The following is a 16,654-nucleotide window of genomic DNA, read 5'->3' as shown; positions in this document are numbered from 1 at the left end:
CCCATTTAAGAATCGCATCAATACAATTTAAGCAATCTCTTTCAAGTTCAGCTCTTCACGCATAAATTCACGCAATTTGAACTTCTGCGCCTTCCCTGAAGCCGTCATTGGAAATTCCTGGAAGAAACGCACATAGCGCGGCACTTTATTGTGAGAAATATGCTCCTTACAATACTGACGGATGGTTTCTTCAGTACAAGGATCATTTTCATGCAGGATGATGCAGGCACAAAGTTCCTCACCATATTTATGGTCTGGCACCCCAATCACCTGTACATCTGAAACAGCCGGATGGGTATAAAGGAAATCTTCAATTTCTTTCGGGAACAGGTTTTCCCCTCCACGAATCACCACGTCCTTGATTCGGCCCTTGATTTTGACAAAGCCTTCATCATCCATTTCAGCGATATCACCGGTATGCATCCAGCGCGCCGCATCAATCACTTCCTGGGTTTTATCCTGATCTTCCCAATAACCGAGCATCACTGAATAACCACGTACACACAGCTCACCCAATTGGCCGCGTGGAACCACCTTGCCATTTTCATCGACAATTTTAACTTCCAGATGCGGATGTACCCGGCCAACCGTACTGACACGTTGCTCGACACTGTCTGCCGTTGAGCTTTGTGCACTGACGGGTGCGGTTTCAGTCATGCCATAACAAATCGTGATTTCAGACATATGCATCCGTTCAATCACGCGCTGCATAATTTCTTGCGGGCATGGACTACCCGCCATAATCCCGGTACGCAAGCTGGATAGGTCAAATTCATCAAACTGCTCATGTTCCAGCACCGCAATAAACATAGTTGGTACGCCATAAGCCGCGGTACATTTTTCCAGCTGAATGGCTTTTAAGGTTTCTAGCGGATTAAACACGGCAGACGGATAAATCATGGCGGAACCATGCGTAATACAGGCCAGATTACCCATCACCATACCAAAGCAGTGAAATAAAGGAACTGAAATACAGACACGGTCTTCCGGACCTAAATGAATGGCTTCGCCAACAAAATACCCATTATTTAAAATATTATTATGGGTCAGCATGGTGCCTTTCGGATTGCCCGTGGTGCCCGAGGTAAACTGGATATTAATCGTTTCATCGAACTGCAATTCACTGGAGATCTGTTGCAGTTGTTCCAGCTCTTGTTCGCTAGGCGAGCTTAGTAAATCCTGAAAACGGTGGATGCCAGTATGCTGCTGATCATCAATTTTAATCACATGCTTTAAATGTGGGAGTCGCTCTGCATTGAGAAATTTAGTTTCAGTCTGCATCAGCTCAGGTGCAATTTTAGTCAGAATTTCCTGATAGTCCGTCGTCTTAAACTGCGCTGCAATCACCAGTCCCTTACAGGAGACCTTGTTTAGCACATATTCAAGCTCATTGCTTTTATAGGCCGGATTCAGGTTCACCAGAATAATGCCTGCCTTGAAGGCCGCAAACTGGGTAATGGTCCATTCCACACAGTTCGGCGACCAGATTGCCAGACGGTCACCTTTTTGCATACCCAGTTTCAGCAGCTGACAGGCAAAGGCATTGACCTGATCCTGTAGCTGCCGGTAACTGAGGTGTATGTTCTGATGCAAACTCACTACCGCATCACGTTCTGCATACTGCTCGCAAGCCTGATCAAATTTTTCACCAATCGTCATGCCCAATAAAGGCTGGCTGCTGGTTCCATAGGCATAGCTTAACCGTACTTGTGTCATTGAATCGATCTCCTTGATTCTTTGTAATTCTGATTTTCAACTTTACTAATTGTTTTATGACCACGACGACCTTGTCTGTGTACCGGTTTCTTGTGCGTTTATGCTTGTAAATTTTCCTCCTGTCCACGTACTGCGTTAACACAAAAATCGGCAATCTGTTTGACAAAGTGATCCTTATATTTCTGATCAAACATCACATTGCGGGACGGATTTAAAGGTTCAATCACGACAAAGGTCATGGCACCAACCACGCCCAACGCTGCCGTATTCAAATCTTCAAATTCGAATTCTCCATTGACCTTTCCTTCGGCCAGAATTTCCTTAATGCTCTGCTTAAGCAGCTGCTTACTGCGAAAACGCTCATGTTCCATTTCCGGATCAACCGGTTCGAACATCAGTGAATACGCCAGTTGGGGGCTATTCATTGCACGTTTGACAAAAGTTGTAACAGATTTTTGCAATTTCAGTTTTGGCGACAAATCTGACTCGGCAATATGGTTCAAGATCCCGACTTCATGCTGAATCGCGGCCGACAAAACCTCGATCAAAATCTGGCTTTTGCTCTCGAAATATCGATAGACCAGCCCTGTAGAAACGCCTGCGCGCTCTGCAATGGCCTGAATCGATGCCTCCTTCAAGCCCCCTTGAATAATCAGTTCACGAGCAGATTCCAAAATCGACAGGCGATTTTGTTCCATTCGTTCCTGCATCAATGATGATCTTTTATAACTCATAAAATTATTCTCAACAAGATAAAATGAATTGTAAATCATTTTGTGAATATATATTCACTTTTTTATTTTTTCGTTGTATGTTAAAACCACAAGCACAACAAAAATGCTTTTTTGGATACAACAAATAGAACCATAGGATGGATGAAGAATGAATTTACAAAGCTTGGATTTCGGTTTGGATGAAACTCTAATAGCGCTTCGTGATTCAGTGGCCGCATTTTGCGCCAAAGAAATTACCCCGATTGCTCAACAGGTTGACCGTGACAACGAGTTCCCTGCTCACCTTTGGAAAAAGTTTGGCGAGATGGGCCTGCTTGGTCTGACAGTCAGTGAGGAATATGGCGGTTCAAATTTCGGTTATCTGGCGCACATTATTGCCATGCAGGAAATTTCCCGTGCTTCTGCATCCATTGGGCTGTCCTATGGCGCACATTCTAACCTATGCGTAAACCAAATTAAGCGTAATGGTACGGAAGAACAGAAACAGCGCTATCTGCCTAAATTGATTTCAGGTGAATATGTCGGTGCCTTGGCGATGTCTGAACCGAATGCCGGCTCGGATGTGGTCAGCATGAAACTGAAAGCGGAAGACAAAGGCGATCATTATCTCCTGAATGGTTCAAAAATGTGGATCACCAATGGTGGCGATGCCGATGTCCTGGTGGTCTATGCCAAAACCGATTTGCAAGCCGGTGCCAAAGGTATGACTGCGTTTCTGGTGGAGAAAAATATGCCAGGTTTTAGCCACGGCACCCATTTGGACAAACTCGGCATGCGCGGTTCCAATACTTATCCGCTGTTTTTTGACAATGTCGAAGTACCGAAAGAAAACGTCATGGGTGGCGTCGGCAATGGTACCAAAGTGTTAATGAGTGGGCTGGATTACGAGCGGGCTGTATTGAGTGCTGGCCCACTGGGGATTATGGATGCCTGTATGGATACCGTGATTCCATATATTCATGACCGTAAACAGTTTGGTCAGGCGCTGGGCGAATTCCAGTTAATGCAAGGCAAAATTGCCGACATGTATTCGACCTGGCTAGCCTGTAAGGCACTGGTTTATGCGGTCGGTGCTGAATGTGACAAAGCTGAGCATAGCCGTAGCCTGCGTAAAGATGCTGCCAGTGCCATTTTATATGCTGCTGAAAAAGCGACCTGGATGGCAGGAGAAACCATTCAGACTTTAGGTGGTAACGGTTATATCAACGAATTTACTGCCGGCCGTTTATGGCGTGATGCCAAACTGTATGAAATTGGCGCCGGTACTTCAGAAATCCGCCGCATGCTGATTGGCCGTGAACTTTTCAACGAAACAGCCTAAACCTTAACACTTAGAATAAAACAAGGATGTTCGTCATGAATCAGTTATCGAGCAAAATCAATATACGTAGTGAAGAGTTTAAAACCAACCAGACTGCCATGCTGCAACTGGTGGATGACCTAAAACAGAAAGTTGAAAAAATTGCTTTGGGTGGTGGCGAAACTGCCCGTCAAAAACATCTGGACCGTGGCAAATTACTCCCCCGTGAACGGATTAATCACCTGATCGATCCAGGAACCGCTTTTCTGGAAATTGGTCAGCTGGCTGCCTATCAGGTGTATCAGGATGATGTTCCTGCCGCAGGTGTGGTCGCTGGTGTTGGTCAGGTCAACGGTGTGACCTGCATGATCATCGCCAATGATGCTACGGTGAAAGGCGGTACTTATTATCCATTAACAGTGAAAAAGCATTTACGTGCTCAGGAAATTGCCGAACAGAACCATCTGACCTGTATCTATCTAGTGGATTCAGGCGGTGCATATTTGCCTTTACAGGATGAAGTATTTCCAGACCGCGATCACTTCGGCCGTATTTTCTACAATCAGGCACGTATGTCGAGCCAAGGTATCGCCCAAATTGCAGTGGTGATGGGCAGCTGTACTGCAGGCGGTGCTTATGTGCCTGCCATGTCAGATGAAACCATTATTGTCCGCAATCAGGGCACGATCTTCCTCGGCGGCCCTCCTCTAGTTAAGGCAGCTACTGGTGAAGTGGTGTCCAGTGAGGATCTCGGTGGTGGTGATGTGCATACCCGTTTGTCTGGCGTGGCTGATCATCTGGCTGAAAACGATGAACATGCACTTGCGATTGCCCGCAACATCGTGGCCAACCTGAACAAAAAGCCAAACAAGACCGCAGATGAAATCGAAGCGCCGCTGTTTGACAGTTCGGAACTGTACGGCATTGTGCCGAGTGACGCGCGCAAGCCTTTTGATATCCGTGAAGTGATAGCGCGTATTGTCGATGGCTCACGTTTTGACGAGTTCAAGGCACGTTTCGGCACTACCCTGGTGACCGGTTTTGCCAAGCTCTATGGCATGCCGGTCGGGATTATTGCCAATAATGGCATTCTATTTTCCGAGTCTGCCCAAAAAGGCGCACATTTTATTGAACTGTGTACCCAGCGCAATATTCCGCTGATTTTCCTGCAAAATATTACCGGCTTTATGGTCGGCCGCCAGTATGAAAATGAAGGCATTGCCAAAAATGGTGCTAAGCTGGTGATGGCCGTCGCCAATGCCAATGTACCGAAACTGACTCTAGTGATTGGCGGTTCTTTTGGTGCAGGCAACTATGGTATGTGTGGACGCGCTTACTCGCCACGCTTTATGTGGACCTGGCCAAACTCGCGTATTTCAGTGATGGGCGGTGAACAGGCCTCCAGCGTCTTGTCGACCTTAAAACGTGACCAGATTGAGCAAAAAGGCGGAACTTGGTCAGCTGAAGAAGAAGACCAGTTTAAACAGCCGATTCGTGACCAGTACGAACGCCAAGGCCATCCTTATTATGCGTCTTCGCGTTTATGGGATGATGGTGTGATTGATCCAGCGCAATCGCGTGAAGTACTAGCCTTGAGTCTGGCTGCAGCCCTGAATGCGCCCATCCAGCCAACCAAATTCGGCGTGTTCCGCATGTAAGAGGTGACAAAATGACATATCAATTTTTACAGCTCGAACAGCAGAATCAGGTGGCAACGGTTTGGATTAACCGTGCTGAACTGCACAATGCCTTTAATACTCAAGTCATTGAAGAACTGCATGCTTGCTTCCAGTCTTTAAATAACCGTGATGATGTACGCGTGGTGATTCTGGCGGGTCGTGGCAAAAGCTTCTCGGCCGGTGCTGACCTGAACTGGATGAAACAGGCCGGTCAGGCATCACAGGCAGACAATGAGGCGGATGCGCTCAAACTGGCGAAAATGCTGCAAAGTCTGGCAACCTTGAAACAGCCGACCATTGCCCGGGTACATGGTATTGCGTTTGGCGGCGGCATGGGTCTGGCTTCGGCCTGTGATATTTGCGTGGCCAGTACCGATGCCAAGTTTGCGACGTCGGAAGTACGTTTAGGTCTGGCACCTTCGACCATCAGCCCGTATGTAATTCGTGCAATTGGTACACGTCAAGCTTCACGTTATTTCCTGACTGCCGAGCGGATTACTGCTGAACAGGCCAAAAGCATTGGTCTTGCGCATGAAGTCACTCCACCAGAACAGCTCGACAGCAAAATTGATGAAATTGTGGAAGCACTTTTACTTGGTGGACCTGCTGCACAGAGCGCATCCAAACAGTTGATTCAACTGGTTGACCAACAGGTATTGACCGAAGATTTACTGCTTAAAACAGCACAGCATATTGCCCATATTCGCCAGGGAGATGAGGCGAAAAATGGACTGAATGCATTTTTGAACAAACAAAGCCCGGCTTGGATCAAGACCACGGCATAACAACGAGAAGGATCCTACAATGTTTGAGAAGATTTTAATTGCCAACCGTGGTGAAATTGCCTGCCGTGTCATTCGTACAGCAAAAAAGCTAGGAATTGCTACCGTTGCCGTCTATTCCGATGCTGATGCGCAGGCACAACATGTGAAACTGGCCGATGAAGCGATCTATATTGGTGAGTCGCCAGCAGCACAAAGTTATTTGCAGATTGAACGTATTATTCAGGCAGCCAAAAGCACTGGTGCCCAAGCGATTCACCCCGGTTACGGTTTTTTGTCTGAAAATGACCAGTTCGCCCTGGCCTGTCAGGACAATAATATTGTGTTTATTGGTCCGCCAGTCGATGCCATTCTGGCAATGGGTCTGAAAGCCACTTCTAAAGCATTGATGAAAAAAGCCGGTGTGCCTTTAACCCCCGGCTATCATGGTATCAATCAGGATGCTGACTTCCTGAAACAGCAGGCAGATAATATTGGTTATCCAGTACTGATCAAGGCCAGTGCCGGCGGTGGCGGTAAAGGCATGCGTCTGGTGGAACGCAGCGAAGATTTTCTTAGCTCGCTTGCTTCATGTAAGAGTGAAGCACGTTCAAGTTTTGGCAATGAAGACGTTCTGATTGAACGTTATGTGATTCAGCCACGTCATATTGAAGTGCAAGTTTTTGGCGATACACATGGCAACTATGTACATCTGTTCGAACGTGATTGCTCGGTACAGCGTCGCCATCAGAAAGTGTTGGAAGAAGCGCCTGCACCGAAAATGCCGGAAGACAAACTGGAGGCGATGCGTCAGGCGGCAATCGATGCTGCGCGTGCAGTAAATTATGTCGGTGCCGGTACAGTCGAGTTTATCGTGGAGCAAGACGGCACAGCTTACTTCATGGAAATGAACACCCGTCTTCAGGTTGAACATCCTGTCACTGAAATGATTACCGGACAGGATCTGGTGGAATGGCAACTGCGCGTGGCCTTTGGTGAACCTTTACCGAAGCAGCAGCATGAATTGCAGATTCATGGACATGCACTCGAAGCCCGTGTTTATGCCGAAGAACCGGAAAAAGGCTTTATTCCTGCGATTGGTCAGATCAGCTACCTGCATTATCCGGAGCAAAATGACCATGTCCGCGTTGATAGTGGCATTGTCGAAGGCGATGAAATCAGCACCTATTATGATCCGATGATTGCCAAACTGATTGTCTGGGGTAAAAATCGTGAAGCAGCCTTAACCCAAATGCATCATGCACTGGGTCAGTTCCATGTCGATGGTCTGGGTAACAATATCGCTTTTCTAGATCGCTTGGTGCTGTGTGACTCTTTTAAAAATGCACATTTAGATACTGGCCTGATTCAGCGTGAAGAAGAATCTCTGCTCAAACCTTCTGCGGATATCAGTGTCGAACTGGTAGTTAGTGCCGCACTGATTGAACTTCTGTCACGTCAGGCACAGAATCCCGTTCCAAGCAATCCGGTATGGCAGCAAAAAGCATTCTGGCGCCTAAACCAGCAAAATAGCCATACAGTGCAATTACAACGCAATGGCATCAACCTAAAAATTCAGTTCAGTACCCAGGATCAAGGTTTTGTTGCCAGCTATAACGGTCAGCAAATTCAGATTCAGGGTCAACTCGTCGATGCCCATACTTTAGCCTTGCAACTGGCGGGTAAACAGCAAAAACTGGCTTTTAGCCAGAGTGAGCAAGGCATTACCCTATTCCAGAATGGTCAAAGCTATAAGTTTAATTACTTGAAGTCTGATTTTAATAATCAGGATGAACAAGGCACGGAAAATAACCTGATCGCACCAATGCCAGGTGTCATTACCCAGGTGCTCGTGGCAGCCAATGACAAAGTCAAAAAAGATGATGTGCTGATGACGCTGGAAGCCATGAAGATCGAATACTCGATTCGCGCACCGCATGACGGCATCATCGCAAGCTCATATTTCCAGAAGGGTGATCAGGTTAAAGCCGGTGATGAACTGGTCGAGTTCCAGCCGCTGGCGGAGGAAGTGGCATGACGGATTTTGTCAAAATCGTAGAAGTCGGGCCACGCGATGGCCTGCAAAATGAAAAAACACCTTTGACATTGGATGACCGGAAAAACCTGATTTTGGACCTGATGAAAACCGGTCTACAGTCCATCGAAGTCGGCTCCTGCGTTTCAGCCAAATGGGTACCGCAAATGGCAGACAGTGATGTGCTCTTTGCCAGCCTACCCCAAGATCCGAATATTCAGTTCAGTCTGCTGACCCCAAATCTGAAAGGTTTTGAATCGGCACTGGCTGTGGGTTGCAAGGAAGTGGCGGTATTTACTGCAGCTTCTGAAAGCTTTACCCGCAAAAACATCAACTGCTCGATTGATGAAAGCTTCGAGAAGTTTGCCGATGTCATGGCAGCAGCCAAAGCCAATGATATTAAGGTGCGCGGCTATGTCTCCTGCATGGTGGACTGTCCTTATGAAGGTGCTATTGATCCGAAGCAGGTGGTGAAAGTCACCCAGCGTTTGCTGGAGATGGGCTGCTATGAAGTGTCATTGGGTGAAACCATTGGCACAGCAACACCGGATCGGGTGAAAAATGTCTGGGATGCTTGTCTGGCTGAACTTGATGCCAAAGTGTTGGCGGGACATTTCCATAATACCTACGGCATGGCAATCGCCAATATTTACCAGTCTTTACTTCAAGGCATTCGGGTCTTTGACTCCTCCATTGCTGGACTGGGTGGCTGTCCTTATGCCCAAGGTGCATCTGGCAATGTCTCGACCGAAGACCTGTATTACCTGCTCTCGAATATGGGCTTTGAAACCGGTATTCAGCTGGATGCACTGATGCAGGCCAGTCGTAATATCAGTGAAGTCTTGCAGCGCAATAATCCATCCAATTATGCCAATGCCTACTGGCAAAAAGCCTGTGCTTAACAATAATCATGCTTGAGCAAAATAAACTTAAGCAACCCATAAGGATATAAACAGCAGATTTAAGTCTGCTGTAATAACAATAGAGGTGACAAGATGTCAAACAAGGTTTATGACAGCGCTCAATCCGCCTTAAAGGATGTGGTGCAAGATGGTCATACTCTGGCTGTCGGTGGTTTCGGCCTATGTGGTATTCCAGAAGCTTTGATCACGGCCCTAAAAGAAACTGGTGCCAAAAATTTGACCTGTATTTCCAATAATGCCGGTGTAGACGGCTTCGGTCTGGGGCTTTTACTGGAAACAAAACAGATTAAAAAAATGATCTCCTCTTATGTCGGTGAAAACAAGGAATTCGAACGTCAATATTTAAATGGCGAACTGGAAGTTGAGCTGACCCCACAGGGTACACTGGCAGAAAAATTACGTGCTGGCGGTGCCGATATTCCGGCTTTTTATACGGCGACGGGTGTCGGAACCGTGATCGCTGAAGGTAAGGATGTCCGTGAATTTAATGGCAAGTCTTACATTCTGGAAGAATCTTTAACAGCTGATGTTGCTCTGGTTAAAGCCTATAAGGCCGATAAAGCCGGCAACCTGATTTTCCGTAAAACCGCCCAGAACTTTAATCCGGTCTGTGCTATGGCCGGTAAAGTTACCATTGCTGAAGTGGAAGAAATTGTCGAGATTGGTGCGCTGGATCCGGACGAAATCCATCTACCCGGCATTTATGTGAACCGGATTGTCTTAAATACCCAACCGGAAAAACGTATTGAACAGATGACCTTAAAGGCGGAGGCTTGATCATGGCTTGGACACGTAATGAAATGGCGCAGCGCGCCGCACAAGAGCTTGAAGATGGTTTCTATGTCAATTTAGGGATTGGCCTGCCAACGTTAGTCGCGAACTATATTCCGGAAAATATCAATGTCTGGCTGCAGTCGGAAAATGGCCTGCTGGGGATTGGCGAATTTCCAACCGAGGAGACAGTGGATGCCGACCTGATCAATGCCGGTAAACAGACGGTTACCGCGCGTAAAGGTGCTTCATTTTTCTCAAGTGCCGACTCCTTTGCCATGATCCGTGGCGGTCATGTCAATATTGCCATTCTGGGTGCTATGGAAGTGTCCGAAACTGGTGATCTGGCCAACTGGATGATTCCAGGCAAAAAGGTCAAAGGCATGGGCGGTGCCATGGATCTGGTCGCGGGTGTACAAAAGGTCGTGGTCTTGATGGAACACTGCGCCAAAGATGGTACACCTAAGATAGTTCCAGAATGTAGTCTGCCGCTGACCGGCCAGGCTGTGGTGAACCGGATTATTACCGATCTCGGTGTACTGGATGTTACTCCTGATGGAATTCGACTGGTTGAACTGGCACCAGAGGTAAGTTTTGAAGAGATTCAAAAAGTCACGGGGGTAGCGCTACTACGTAACGCTGCCTGATCCAGCCAGCCCTTAAGAATGAAGCATCTTAAGGGCTTTTTTATATATAGCTGTTTCATTTCAAAATAATAATCGCAGAATAAATGGATTTTAATCATGCAAACTCAACAAAATATTTTGCAGCGCTTCGCCTTGCGCGTCAGCGAATGGTCTGAAAAATGGTTTCCGGATTCTTACATTTTTGCCCTGCTTGGCGTCATCATTGTGGCGATTGCCGCTATCGGAATTGGTGCACCGGCACAGGATGTGGCGATTTCCTTTGGAGACGGCTTCTGGAGCCTAATCCCCTTTACCTTGCAGATGTGCATGCTGATCGTGGTCGGTTATGTAGTTTCCGTGTCCAAGCCTGTCCAGCTGCTGATCCAGAAAATGGCGTGCCTGCCGCATTCCGGTCGTGGTGCGATTGTCCTGGTCGCCACGGTCAGCCTGTTAATTTCCCTGATTAACTGGGCCATGAGTACTGTACTGACTGCACTTCTAGTGATTGCACTGGCACAGCGTAAAGAGCTGAACATGGATTACCGCGCTGCTGCAGCTGCCGCGATTATCGGGATGGGTGCGACCTGGGCACTGGGGATCAGTTCTTCAGCTGCACAGTTACAGGCCAATAAAAGCAGTCTGCCTGAACCGATTTATAATCTCACTGGCGTGATTCCTTTTACCGAGACTATTTTCCTGCCACAATCCATGATCATGACGGCGGTACTGATTGTAGCTTCAATCGCAATTGCTTACTGGTCAGCGCCTAAAGGGTCTGACATTAAAACCATTGAGCACTTCCCGATTCAGATTGAAGAAGAAAAACCGGAAGTATCTGCCGAAAAAAGACCGGGGGATTGGCTGGAAAACTCCCCCATTTTAAGCATTCTAATTGTGATTCTAGGTGCAGTCTGGATGTTTAATGAATTTTCCAAAAGCAATCCGATTCTGGCCATTTCCAGCTTAAATACTTATAACTTTATCTTTCTGATTTTGGGCGTGGCCTTGCACGGTACACCACGAAATTTCCTGAATGCAGTTTCAAAGGCTGTTCCGGCTATTTCAGGGGTACTGATCCAGTTTCCACTGTATGGCAGTATTGCCTTTATGATGACCAATGCGCTGAACTCAGCCGATCTGTCGCTGTCACATTATATTGCCGAGTTTTTCGTTTCGATTGCCTCGCAGGAAACCTTTGCCATTGTGATGGGCTTATACTCGGCGATTCTGGGTTTCTTTATTCCTTCTGGTGGAGGCAAATGGATTATCGAAGCACCCTATGTGATGCAGGCTGCGCATGACCTGAAAGTACATCTGGGCTGGTCAGTGCAGATTTATAATGCTGCCGAAGCCTTGCCTAATCTGATTAACCCTTTCTTTATGCTACCAATGCTGGGCATTTTAAAATTAAAAGCCAAAGATGTGATTGGATTTACGGTTACCCAGCTGATTTTCCATCTGCCTTTGGTACTGTTCCTGCTCTGGTTCCTGGGCCGAACCCTGACCTATAGCCCGCCAGTATTTTCTTAATTCAAGACAATAAAAAAGGACGAAAATTCGTCCTTTTTATATACGCCGCTCTCTTAATTTTCCGTCTTCTCAACCACGCCTTCATCATCTACTTCACGCACAATTCCTGTTTCGGTATTCACGACTTCAAAGGTCACGCGACGGTTCTGAAACTGCCCGGCAGGTGTCGCATTGGGTTCAACCGGCTGATCCTCTCCCATTCCAACTGCGTGTAATTGTGCAGGGTCAACGCCTTTTTGCACGAGATAACTGGTAATCGCTTGAGCACGCTGTACGGACAGCACCTTATTCTCTGCTTCGCTGCCTTGAGCATCAGCATGTCCTGTGACTTTCAGAATCACATGAGGCGCGCGTTGTAATAATGCAGCAGCTTGATCCAGCACCAGTTTATTGACTTCCGGAACTTCAGTCGATGCCGTATCAAAATTAATAATCTGTAAATTCAGTGCAGTCGCCACATCCAGTGCTTTAACATTATCAGTCTTGATACTGGCCAAGGCTTGTTCTGCTTCGCTATTGGCAGTATTAATCACGTCACTTCTATTGAGCGGCTGCTGGGTCACCACTGTGACATTTTTGGCCAGACTACGAATTTGTGCTGCCAGACGCTCAGCCTCTGCATTGGTTGCTGCACGTACCGAAACCTGATTGCCAATCCAGTCCAGTGACACATTTGGCATCCCCTGAAGCGCTTTCAATACTGATGGAATGGTATCCTGATCAATAAATTCTGAATGATAAACCTCACTGCTCAGCGCGCCACAACCAATATTATAATTAAAGATCTGTTTGATCTCATTTTGTAGAATTTCCATATACTGCGGATTATTCAGCTGTAATTGGCAACTGACAATTTCGCCATTACTGCCGGTACTTAATCGCAAGGATGCAGGCTGAGCTACTGCAACTTCGCTCGTTGCCTGGGTATTTGAATCTTCAACCTCATCCTGCATACAGCTACGAACCAAAAACAGGATCAAACCCGCCAGGATCAAAAAAATAATAAACGGCCATAAAAAGCCGGTTCTTCTCTCTTCCTGAACAATGATGGTCTGCTCCGCCAATACAGGTTCCTGATTTAAATTTTGCCCTGCCAAGGGTGAAACTCCAAGTGCTGCCAGAATAGGGCCAGCCCAAACGGGTAATGCGCGCTGAATCGAATCGGCGTGGGTTTCCAGCAAATGACTAATGGCTTCCGGAGTTGAAGCGCCCGCTTCGGTCTGCAAAAAATTCATGGTCGGCACAATTGACCGGTTCAAGGTATGTTCTATTTCGTCTTGCGGCGCGCTCTGATCAAGTTGATCCAGAAACTGCTGCTTGAGTGCCGGGTTTGCATTGAATAATTCATGGATTTTTGGATTGAGTTGCTGACCAAGATTCTCGATCCAGGCGGGACGTGAACGCAATATACTTAAAAAGATGGGATAGAATTGAGCCAAAGCTTGATCTTTGGCAAATAAATACTCGGTTTCACCTTGAAGCACAATCGCCGTAACATCGCTTTTTAAGCGTTCTATAAAGTCTATATTCATAATCGTCACCATTCTTTTGATTTTTCTAATGTTTAATATTTAATCAGTGTAACGATCCCCATTTTTTGAAAATGTAAATAATTGTATGAATATCATAAAGTTTCACTGTTTTTGTTGAGTACTCATTTTACCAACACAAAATTTAAAAATAAAAAAAGCCAGCCGAAGCTGACTTTTATAAAATTGGGATCACTTAAGCAGTAAAAGTTTGAACAACTTTACCCAGCACTTTTTGATCAATTAGCGGGGTATTTTTACCTTGTGACACGATGCTTTCTTTATTCAGGGTCCATTCCAGTTCCGGATCTAGCAGCACCCAGCCTGATTCATTTATCCATCGATCTGCCATTTGTGCAACACGAGCCGGAGCTAGGGTCACTTTTTCCACCCATTCCAGTGGAGTCAACAACCCCTCACGAATCAGTTGCAGACCAAAAGGCACATAGGTATCAAAAGCTGTGAATCCTGGCTGCGTTTCAGCAAACGGCGCCATTTTCGCAGAGCTGCTTAGCGGTTCATGATGAGTACAAATCGCATCAATCACACCTGATTTTACACCCTGACGCAGTAATTCTTTGTCCTGTTCAGAACGGAGTGGCGGACGTACATGTGCAAGAGAGTTAAATCCATCAATCAAATGATCGGTCAGATGTAACTGATGCATGGCCACATCACAGGTCACCGGTAAGCCTTTTTCCTTGGCAATACGGATCAATTCCACCGAAGCACCACAAGACAACAGACCAAAGTGTGCTCGTACTTTGGTTGATTCAATCATCAACAGATATTTGGCAATCGCCACGGTTTCAGCCAGTGCCGGAATCATCGGCAAGCCCTGACGTGATGCAATAAACCCTTCATGCACACAGCCGTCTTTGGCAATTTGTGGTTCTTCCGCATAGAACACCACCGTCAGGTCTAAGCCTGCAGCATATTCAAGGGTACGCAGTACCACATCATCATTGGCAAACGGCGCACTGGCATTGGAAACCGCAGTACAACCGCCCTTTTTCAAGCCCGCCATATTTGCCGGTTGTTGACCATTTAAGCCTTGGGTTTGCGCACCAATCACTTGAAGATAGATCCCACCATCCAGCATGGCTTTTTCGACCAGACCGTGAATCAGCGCACCATTATCTTGTACGATTGGCTTTGAATCGGGTGGCGTAAATACGTGCAAAATGCCATTTTCACGTGCCGCTTTTCCTTCAGACTTAAGCGTACCGTGTTGCTGTTGACCCGGTTCACGTAAACGCGCACACAAATCGACCATGGTTGGCATTAACCATTTGCCTTGACCATCAATCGTTTCAGAGACGTCTGCTGTTTCTGCAACGAATTTTCCATTTTCCAGATACACGGTCTGGATAGAATTAGTGTTTTGGATTGGATCAAGAACACGGACATTTTCAATTTTTACAATAGTCATGACTTATTCCTTAACCCGCAATCGCTTCAATCAAACCTTGTTCTTGTAACTGGCCTTGCATCGATAAAGCCAACACCGCCATACGCACGGCAATACCATTGGTCACCTGCTTCAAAATCACAGATTGCGGACCATCCGCAATACTTGAGTCGATTTCAACGCCGCGGTTCATTGGTCCCGGATGCATCACGATACAATCCGGTTTGGCCATGGCAAGACGTTCTTTATTCAAGCCATACATTTTGTAGAATTCAGCTTGCGAGGCCAGTGCCGGAGAATCAATACGCTCGTTTTGAATACGAAGCGTAATAATCACGTCGCAGTCTTTAATGCCATCTTCCATATTGTTAAATAGACGAACACCATCTCCATATTCTTCAAAACCCAATGGCAGCAAGGTATTCGGTGCAATCACCCGAATATCTTGGCAGCCTAAAGTTTGCAAGGCGGCTACATCTGAACGCGCGACACGCGAATGCTTGATATCACCAATAATAGCGATCGACATTTCTTCGAATTTTTTCTTGGTTTCACGGCGAATGGTCAGCATGTCCAGCATCGCTTGAGTCGGATGCGCATGACGGCCATCACCGGCATTAATAATTGCCACGGTTGGACAAACATCTTTGGCAATAAAATGCGCTGCCCCTGAAGATGAATGACGTACCACGAAAATATCGGCCGCCATGGCTTCCAGATTCCATAACGTGTCACGCAGGGTTTCACCTTTAGAAGTACTCGAACGGGCAATATCGATATTGAGAACATTGGCAGAAAGGCGCTTGGCAGCGGCTTCAAAGGTGGTACGGGTACGGGTAGAATTTTCGAAGAACAGGTTCATCACTGTTTTGCCTTCAAGCAAATTATTGGTGATCAGCTGATTTTGGTCATTAAAAAAGGACTGCGCAGTGTCCAATATTTTTGTCAGGGTTTCTTTGGAAAGACCTTCGATGGTCAAGAAGTGTTTTAGATTACCTTCTTTATTGAGTTGAATCTGGCTCGGTGTATGCAATGCCGCCAAGTGCATGAGAGATTCCTTATGCGTTAAGTCAACATATTATACAGAGATTGGCGAATTTTTATAGTTGGCCATGCTGCTACTTGTACAAAAAGCATCTGAACAATAAAAATAAAAAATCAGATTCCTTTGTATTTTTTCAATAAGATAATTTAACCCGATTTGCATCTTGCTGATTTTAAGTACAAAACCAACGGGCGCTTCAGTCTGGAGCATTCACACCCATCTCAGGTTTAACGCAGTGCACCAATATAACGATGTGACACCTGTGCACGATAGATATCGTCTTCATCCGGTTCGACCGAGATCAGCCCTTCCTGCTGGATCGGCTGTGCAGATTCTGTTTGTGAGTCTGGTGCTGTTTCCGAAATCTCCAGTACCATTTTCAGGCGCTGGATCAGATGATTCAAATCTGGATCCTGGGTTTGCTCTGCCAGTTGAATCACATGCCGGGCATAGTCCAGATTCTCTGCCAGATAAATTGCATCAATCACCCGACCGGAAACCCGTCGTAAACGTGCATAAATTAAAGTGGCCACTGAAAAAGCGTCATGGTTGCGTAACTGATTCTCTAACATCTTAACCCCCATTATAAAATTG

Annotated in this window: 14 protein-coding genes; 8 read left to right on the top strand and 6 right to left on the bottom strand. The window is 46.5% G+C overall.

Features of this window, described 5'->3' with window-relative positions; translation table 11 throughout:
• Positions 1-27 precede the first annotated feature (27 nt).
• On the bottom strand, positions 28-1,716 hold the full coding sequence (locus NI464_RS03050; RefSeq protein ID WP_253137725.1) for an AMP-binding protein: 1,689 nt from the start codon (positions 1,714-1,716) through the stop codon (positions 28-30).
• A 98-nt stretch (positions 1,717-1,814) separates the two neighbouring features.
• A complete protein-coding gene (locus NI464_RS03045; protein WP_005251442.1) occupies positions 1,815-2,450 on the bottom strand; it encodes a TetR/AcrR family transcriptional regulator in 636 nt (211 codons plus the stop codon).
• Positions 2,451-2,598: 148 nt separating this feature from the next.
• Between NI464_RS03045 and NI464_RS03040 the strand changes: the two genes are divergently transcribed.
• The 8 genes from NI464_RS03040 (at position 2,599) to NI464_RS03005 (ending at position 12,075) form a co-directional block, all read left to right on the top strand.
• A complete protein-coding gene (locus NI464_RS03040; protein WP_253137724.1) occupies positions 2,599-3,771 on the top strand; it encodes an isovaleryl-CoA dehydrogenase in 1,173 nt (390 codons plus the stop codon).
• 35 nt (positions 3,772-3,806) lie between these two features.
• Positions 3,807-5,408: a carboxyl transferase domain-containing protein gene (locus tag NI464_RS03035; protein ID WP_005107314.1), complete on the top strand. Its 1,602-nt coding sequence runs from the start codon at positions 3,807-3,809 to the stop codon at positions 5,406-5,408.
• Between the two features lie 11 nt (positions 5,409-5,419).
• Entirely contained in the window at positions 5,420-6,214 is a 795-nt protein-coding gene (locus NI464_RS03030; protein ID WP_004280123.1) for an enoyl-CoA hydratase/isomerase family protein, read from the top strand.
• A 19-nt stretch (positions 6,215-6,233) separates the two neighbouring features.
• The gene (locus NI464_RS03025) at positions 6,234-8,228 is read left to right on the top strand and encodes an acetyl/propionyl/methylcrotonyl-CoA carboxylase subunit alpha (protein WP_253137723.1); all 1,995 of its coding nucleotides are present in this window, start codon (positions 6,234-6,236) and stop codon (positions 8,226-8,228) included.
• A complete protein-coding gene (locus NI464_RS03020) occupies positions 8,225-9,127 on the top strand; it encodes a hydroxymethylglutaryl-CoA lyase (protein WP_247143616.1) in 903 nt (300 codons plus the stop codon). Before NI464_RS03025 ends, NI464_RS03020 begins: the two co-directional genes overlap by 4 nt.
• 93 nt (positions 9,128-9,220) lie before the next feature.
• Positions 9,221-9,925: a CoA transferase subunit A gene (locus NI464_RS03015; protein ID WP_253137722.1), complete on the top strand. Its 705-nt coding sequence runs from the start codon at positions 9,221-9,223 to the stop codon at positions 9,923-9,925.
• 2 nt (positions 9,926-9,927) lie between these two features.
• Positions 9,928-10,566 (top strand): CoA transferase subunit B, encoded by a 639-nt coding sequence (locus tag NI464_RS03010; RefSeq protein ID WP_004646586.1) that lies wholly within the window; start codon positions 9,928-9,930, stop codon positions 10,564-10,566.
• Positions 10,567-10,662: 96 nt separating this feature from the next.
• Positions 10,663-12,075 (top strand): short-chain fatty acid transporter, encoded by a 1,413-nt coding sequence (locus tag NI464_RS03005; protein WP_253137721.1) that lies wholly within the window; start codon positions 10,663-10,665, stop codon positions 12,073-12,075.
• A gap of 53 nt (positions 12,076-12,128) precedes the next feature.
• On the opposite strand, the gene NI464_RS03000 is transcribed toward NI464_RS03005, so the two are convergent.
• The 4 genes from NI464_RS03000 to NI464_RS02985 form a co-directional block, all read right to left on the bottom strand.
• Entirely contained in the window at positions 12,129-13,619 is a 1,491-nt protein-coding gene (locus NI464_RS03000; RefSeq protein WP_253137720.1) for an OmpA family protein, read from the bottom strand.
• A gap of 181 nt (positions 13,620-13,800) precedes the next feature.
• Complete coding sequence (locus tag NI464_RS02995) at positions 13,801-15,036, bottom strand: dihydroorotase (protein WP_253137719.1); 1,236 nt, start codon at positions 15,034-15,036, stop codon at positions 13,801-13,803.
• A gap of 10 nt (positions 15,037-15,046) precedes the next feature.
• Positions 15,047-16,063 (bottom strand): aspartate carbamoyltransferase catalytic subunit, encoded by a 1,017-nt coding sequence (locus tag NI464_RS02990; protein ID WP_004730000.1) that lies wholly within the window; start codon positions 16,061-16,063, stop codon positions 15,047-15,049.
• A gap of 224 nt (positions 16,064-16,287) precedes the next feature.
• Positions 16,288-16,632 carry a hypothetical protein gene (locus NI464_RS02985; protein WP_168386798.1) on the bottom strand — a complete coding sequence of 115 codons (345 nt, stop codon included), beginning with the start codon at positions 16,630-16,632 and terminating at the stop codon, positions 16,288-16,290.
• Between the last annotated feature and the right edge of the window lie 22 nt (positions 16,633-16,654).

Source organism: Acinetobacter lwoffii (assembly GCF_024129685.1).
Lineage (GTDB): Bacteria > Pseudomonadota > Gammaproteobacteria > Pseudomonadales > Moraxellaceae > Acinetobacter > Acinetobacter lwoffii_X.
Note: the sequence above shows the minus strand (reverse complement) of the source record. Positions and strands in the feature narration are given on the sequence as shown.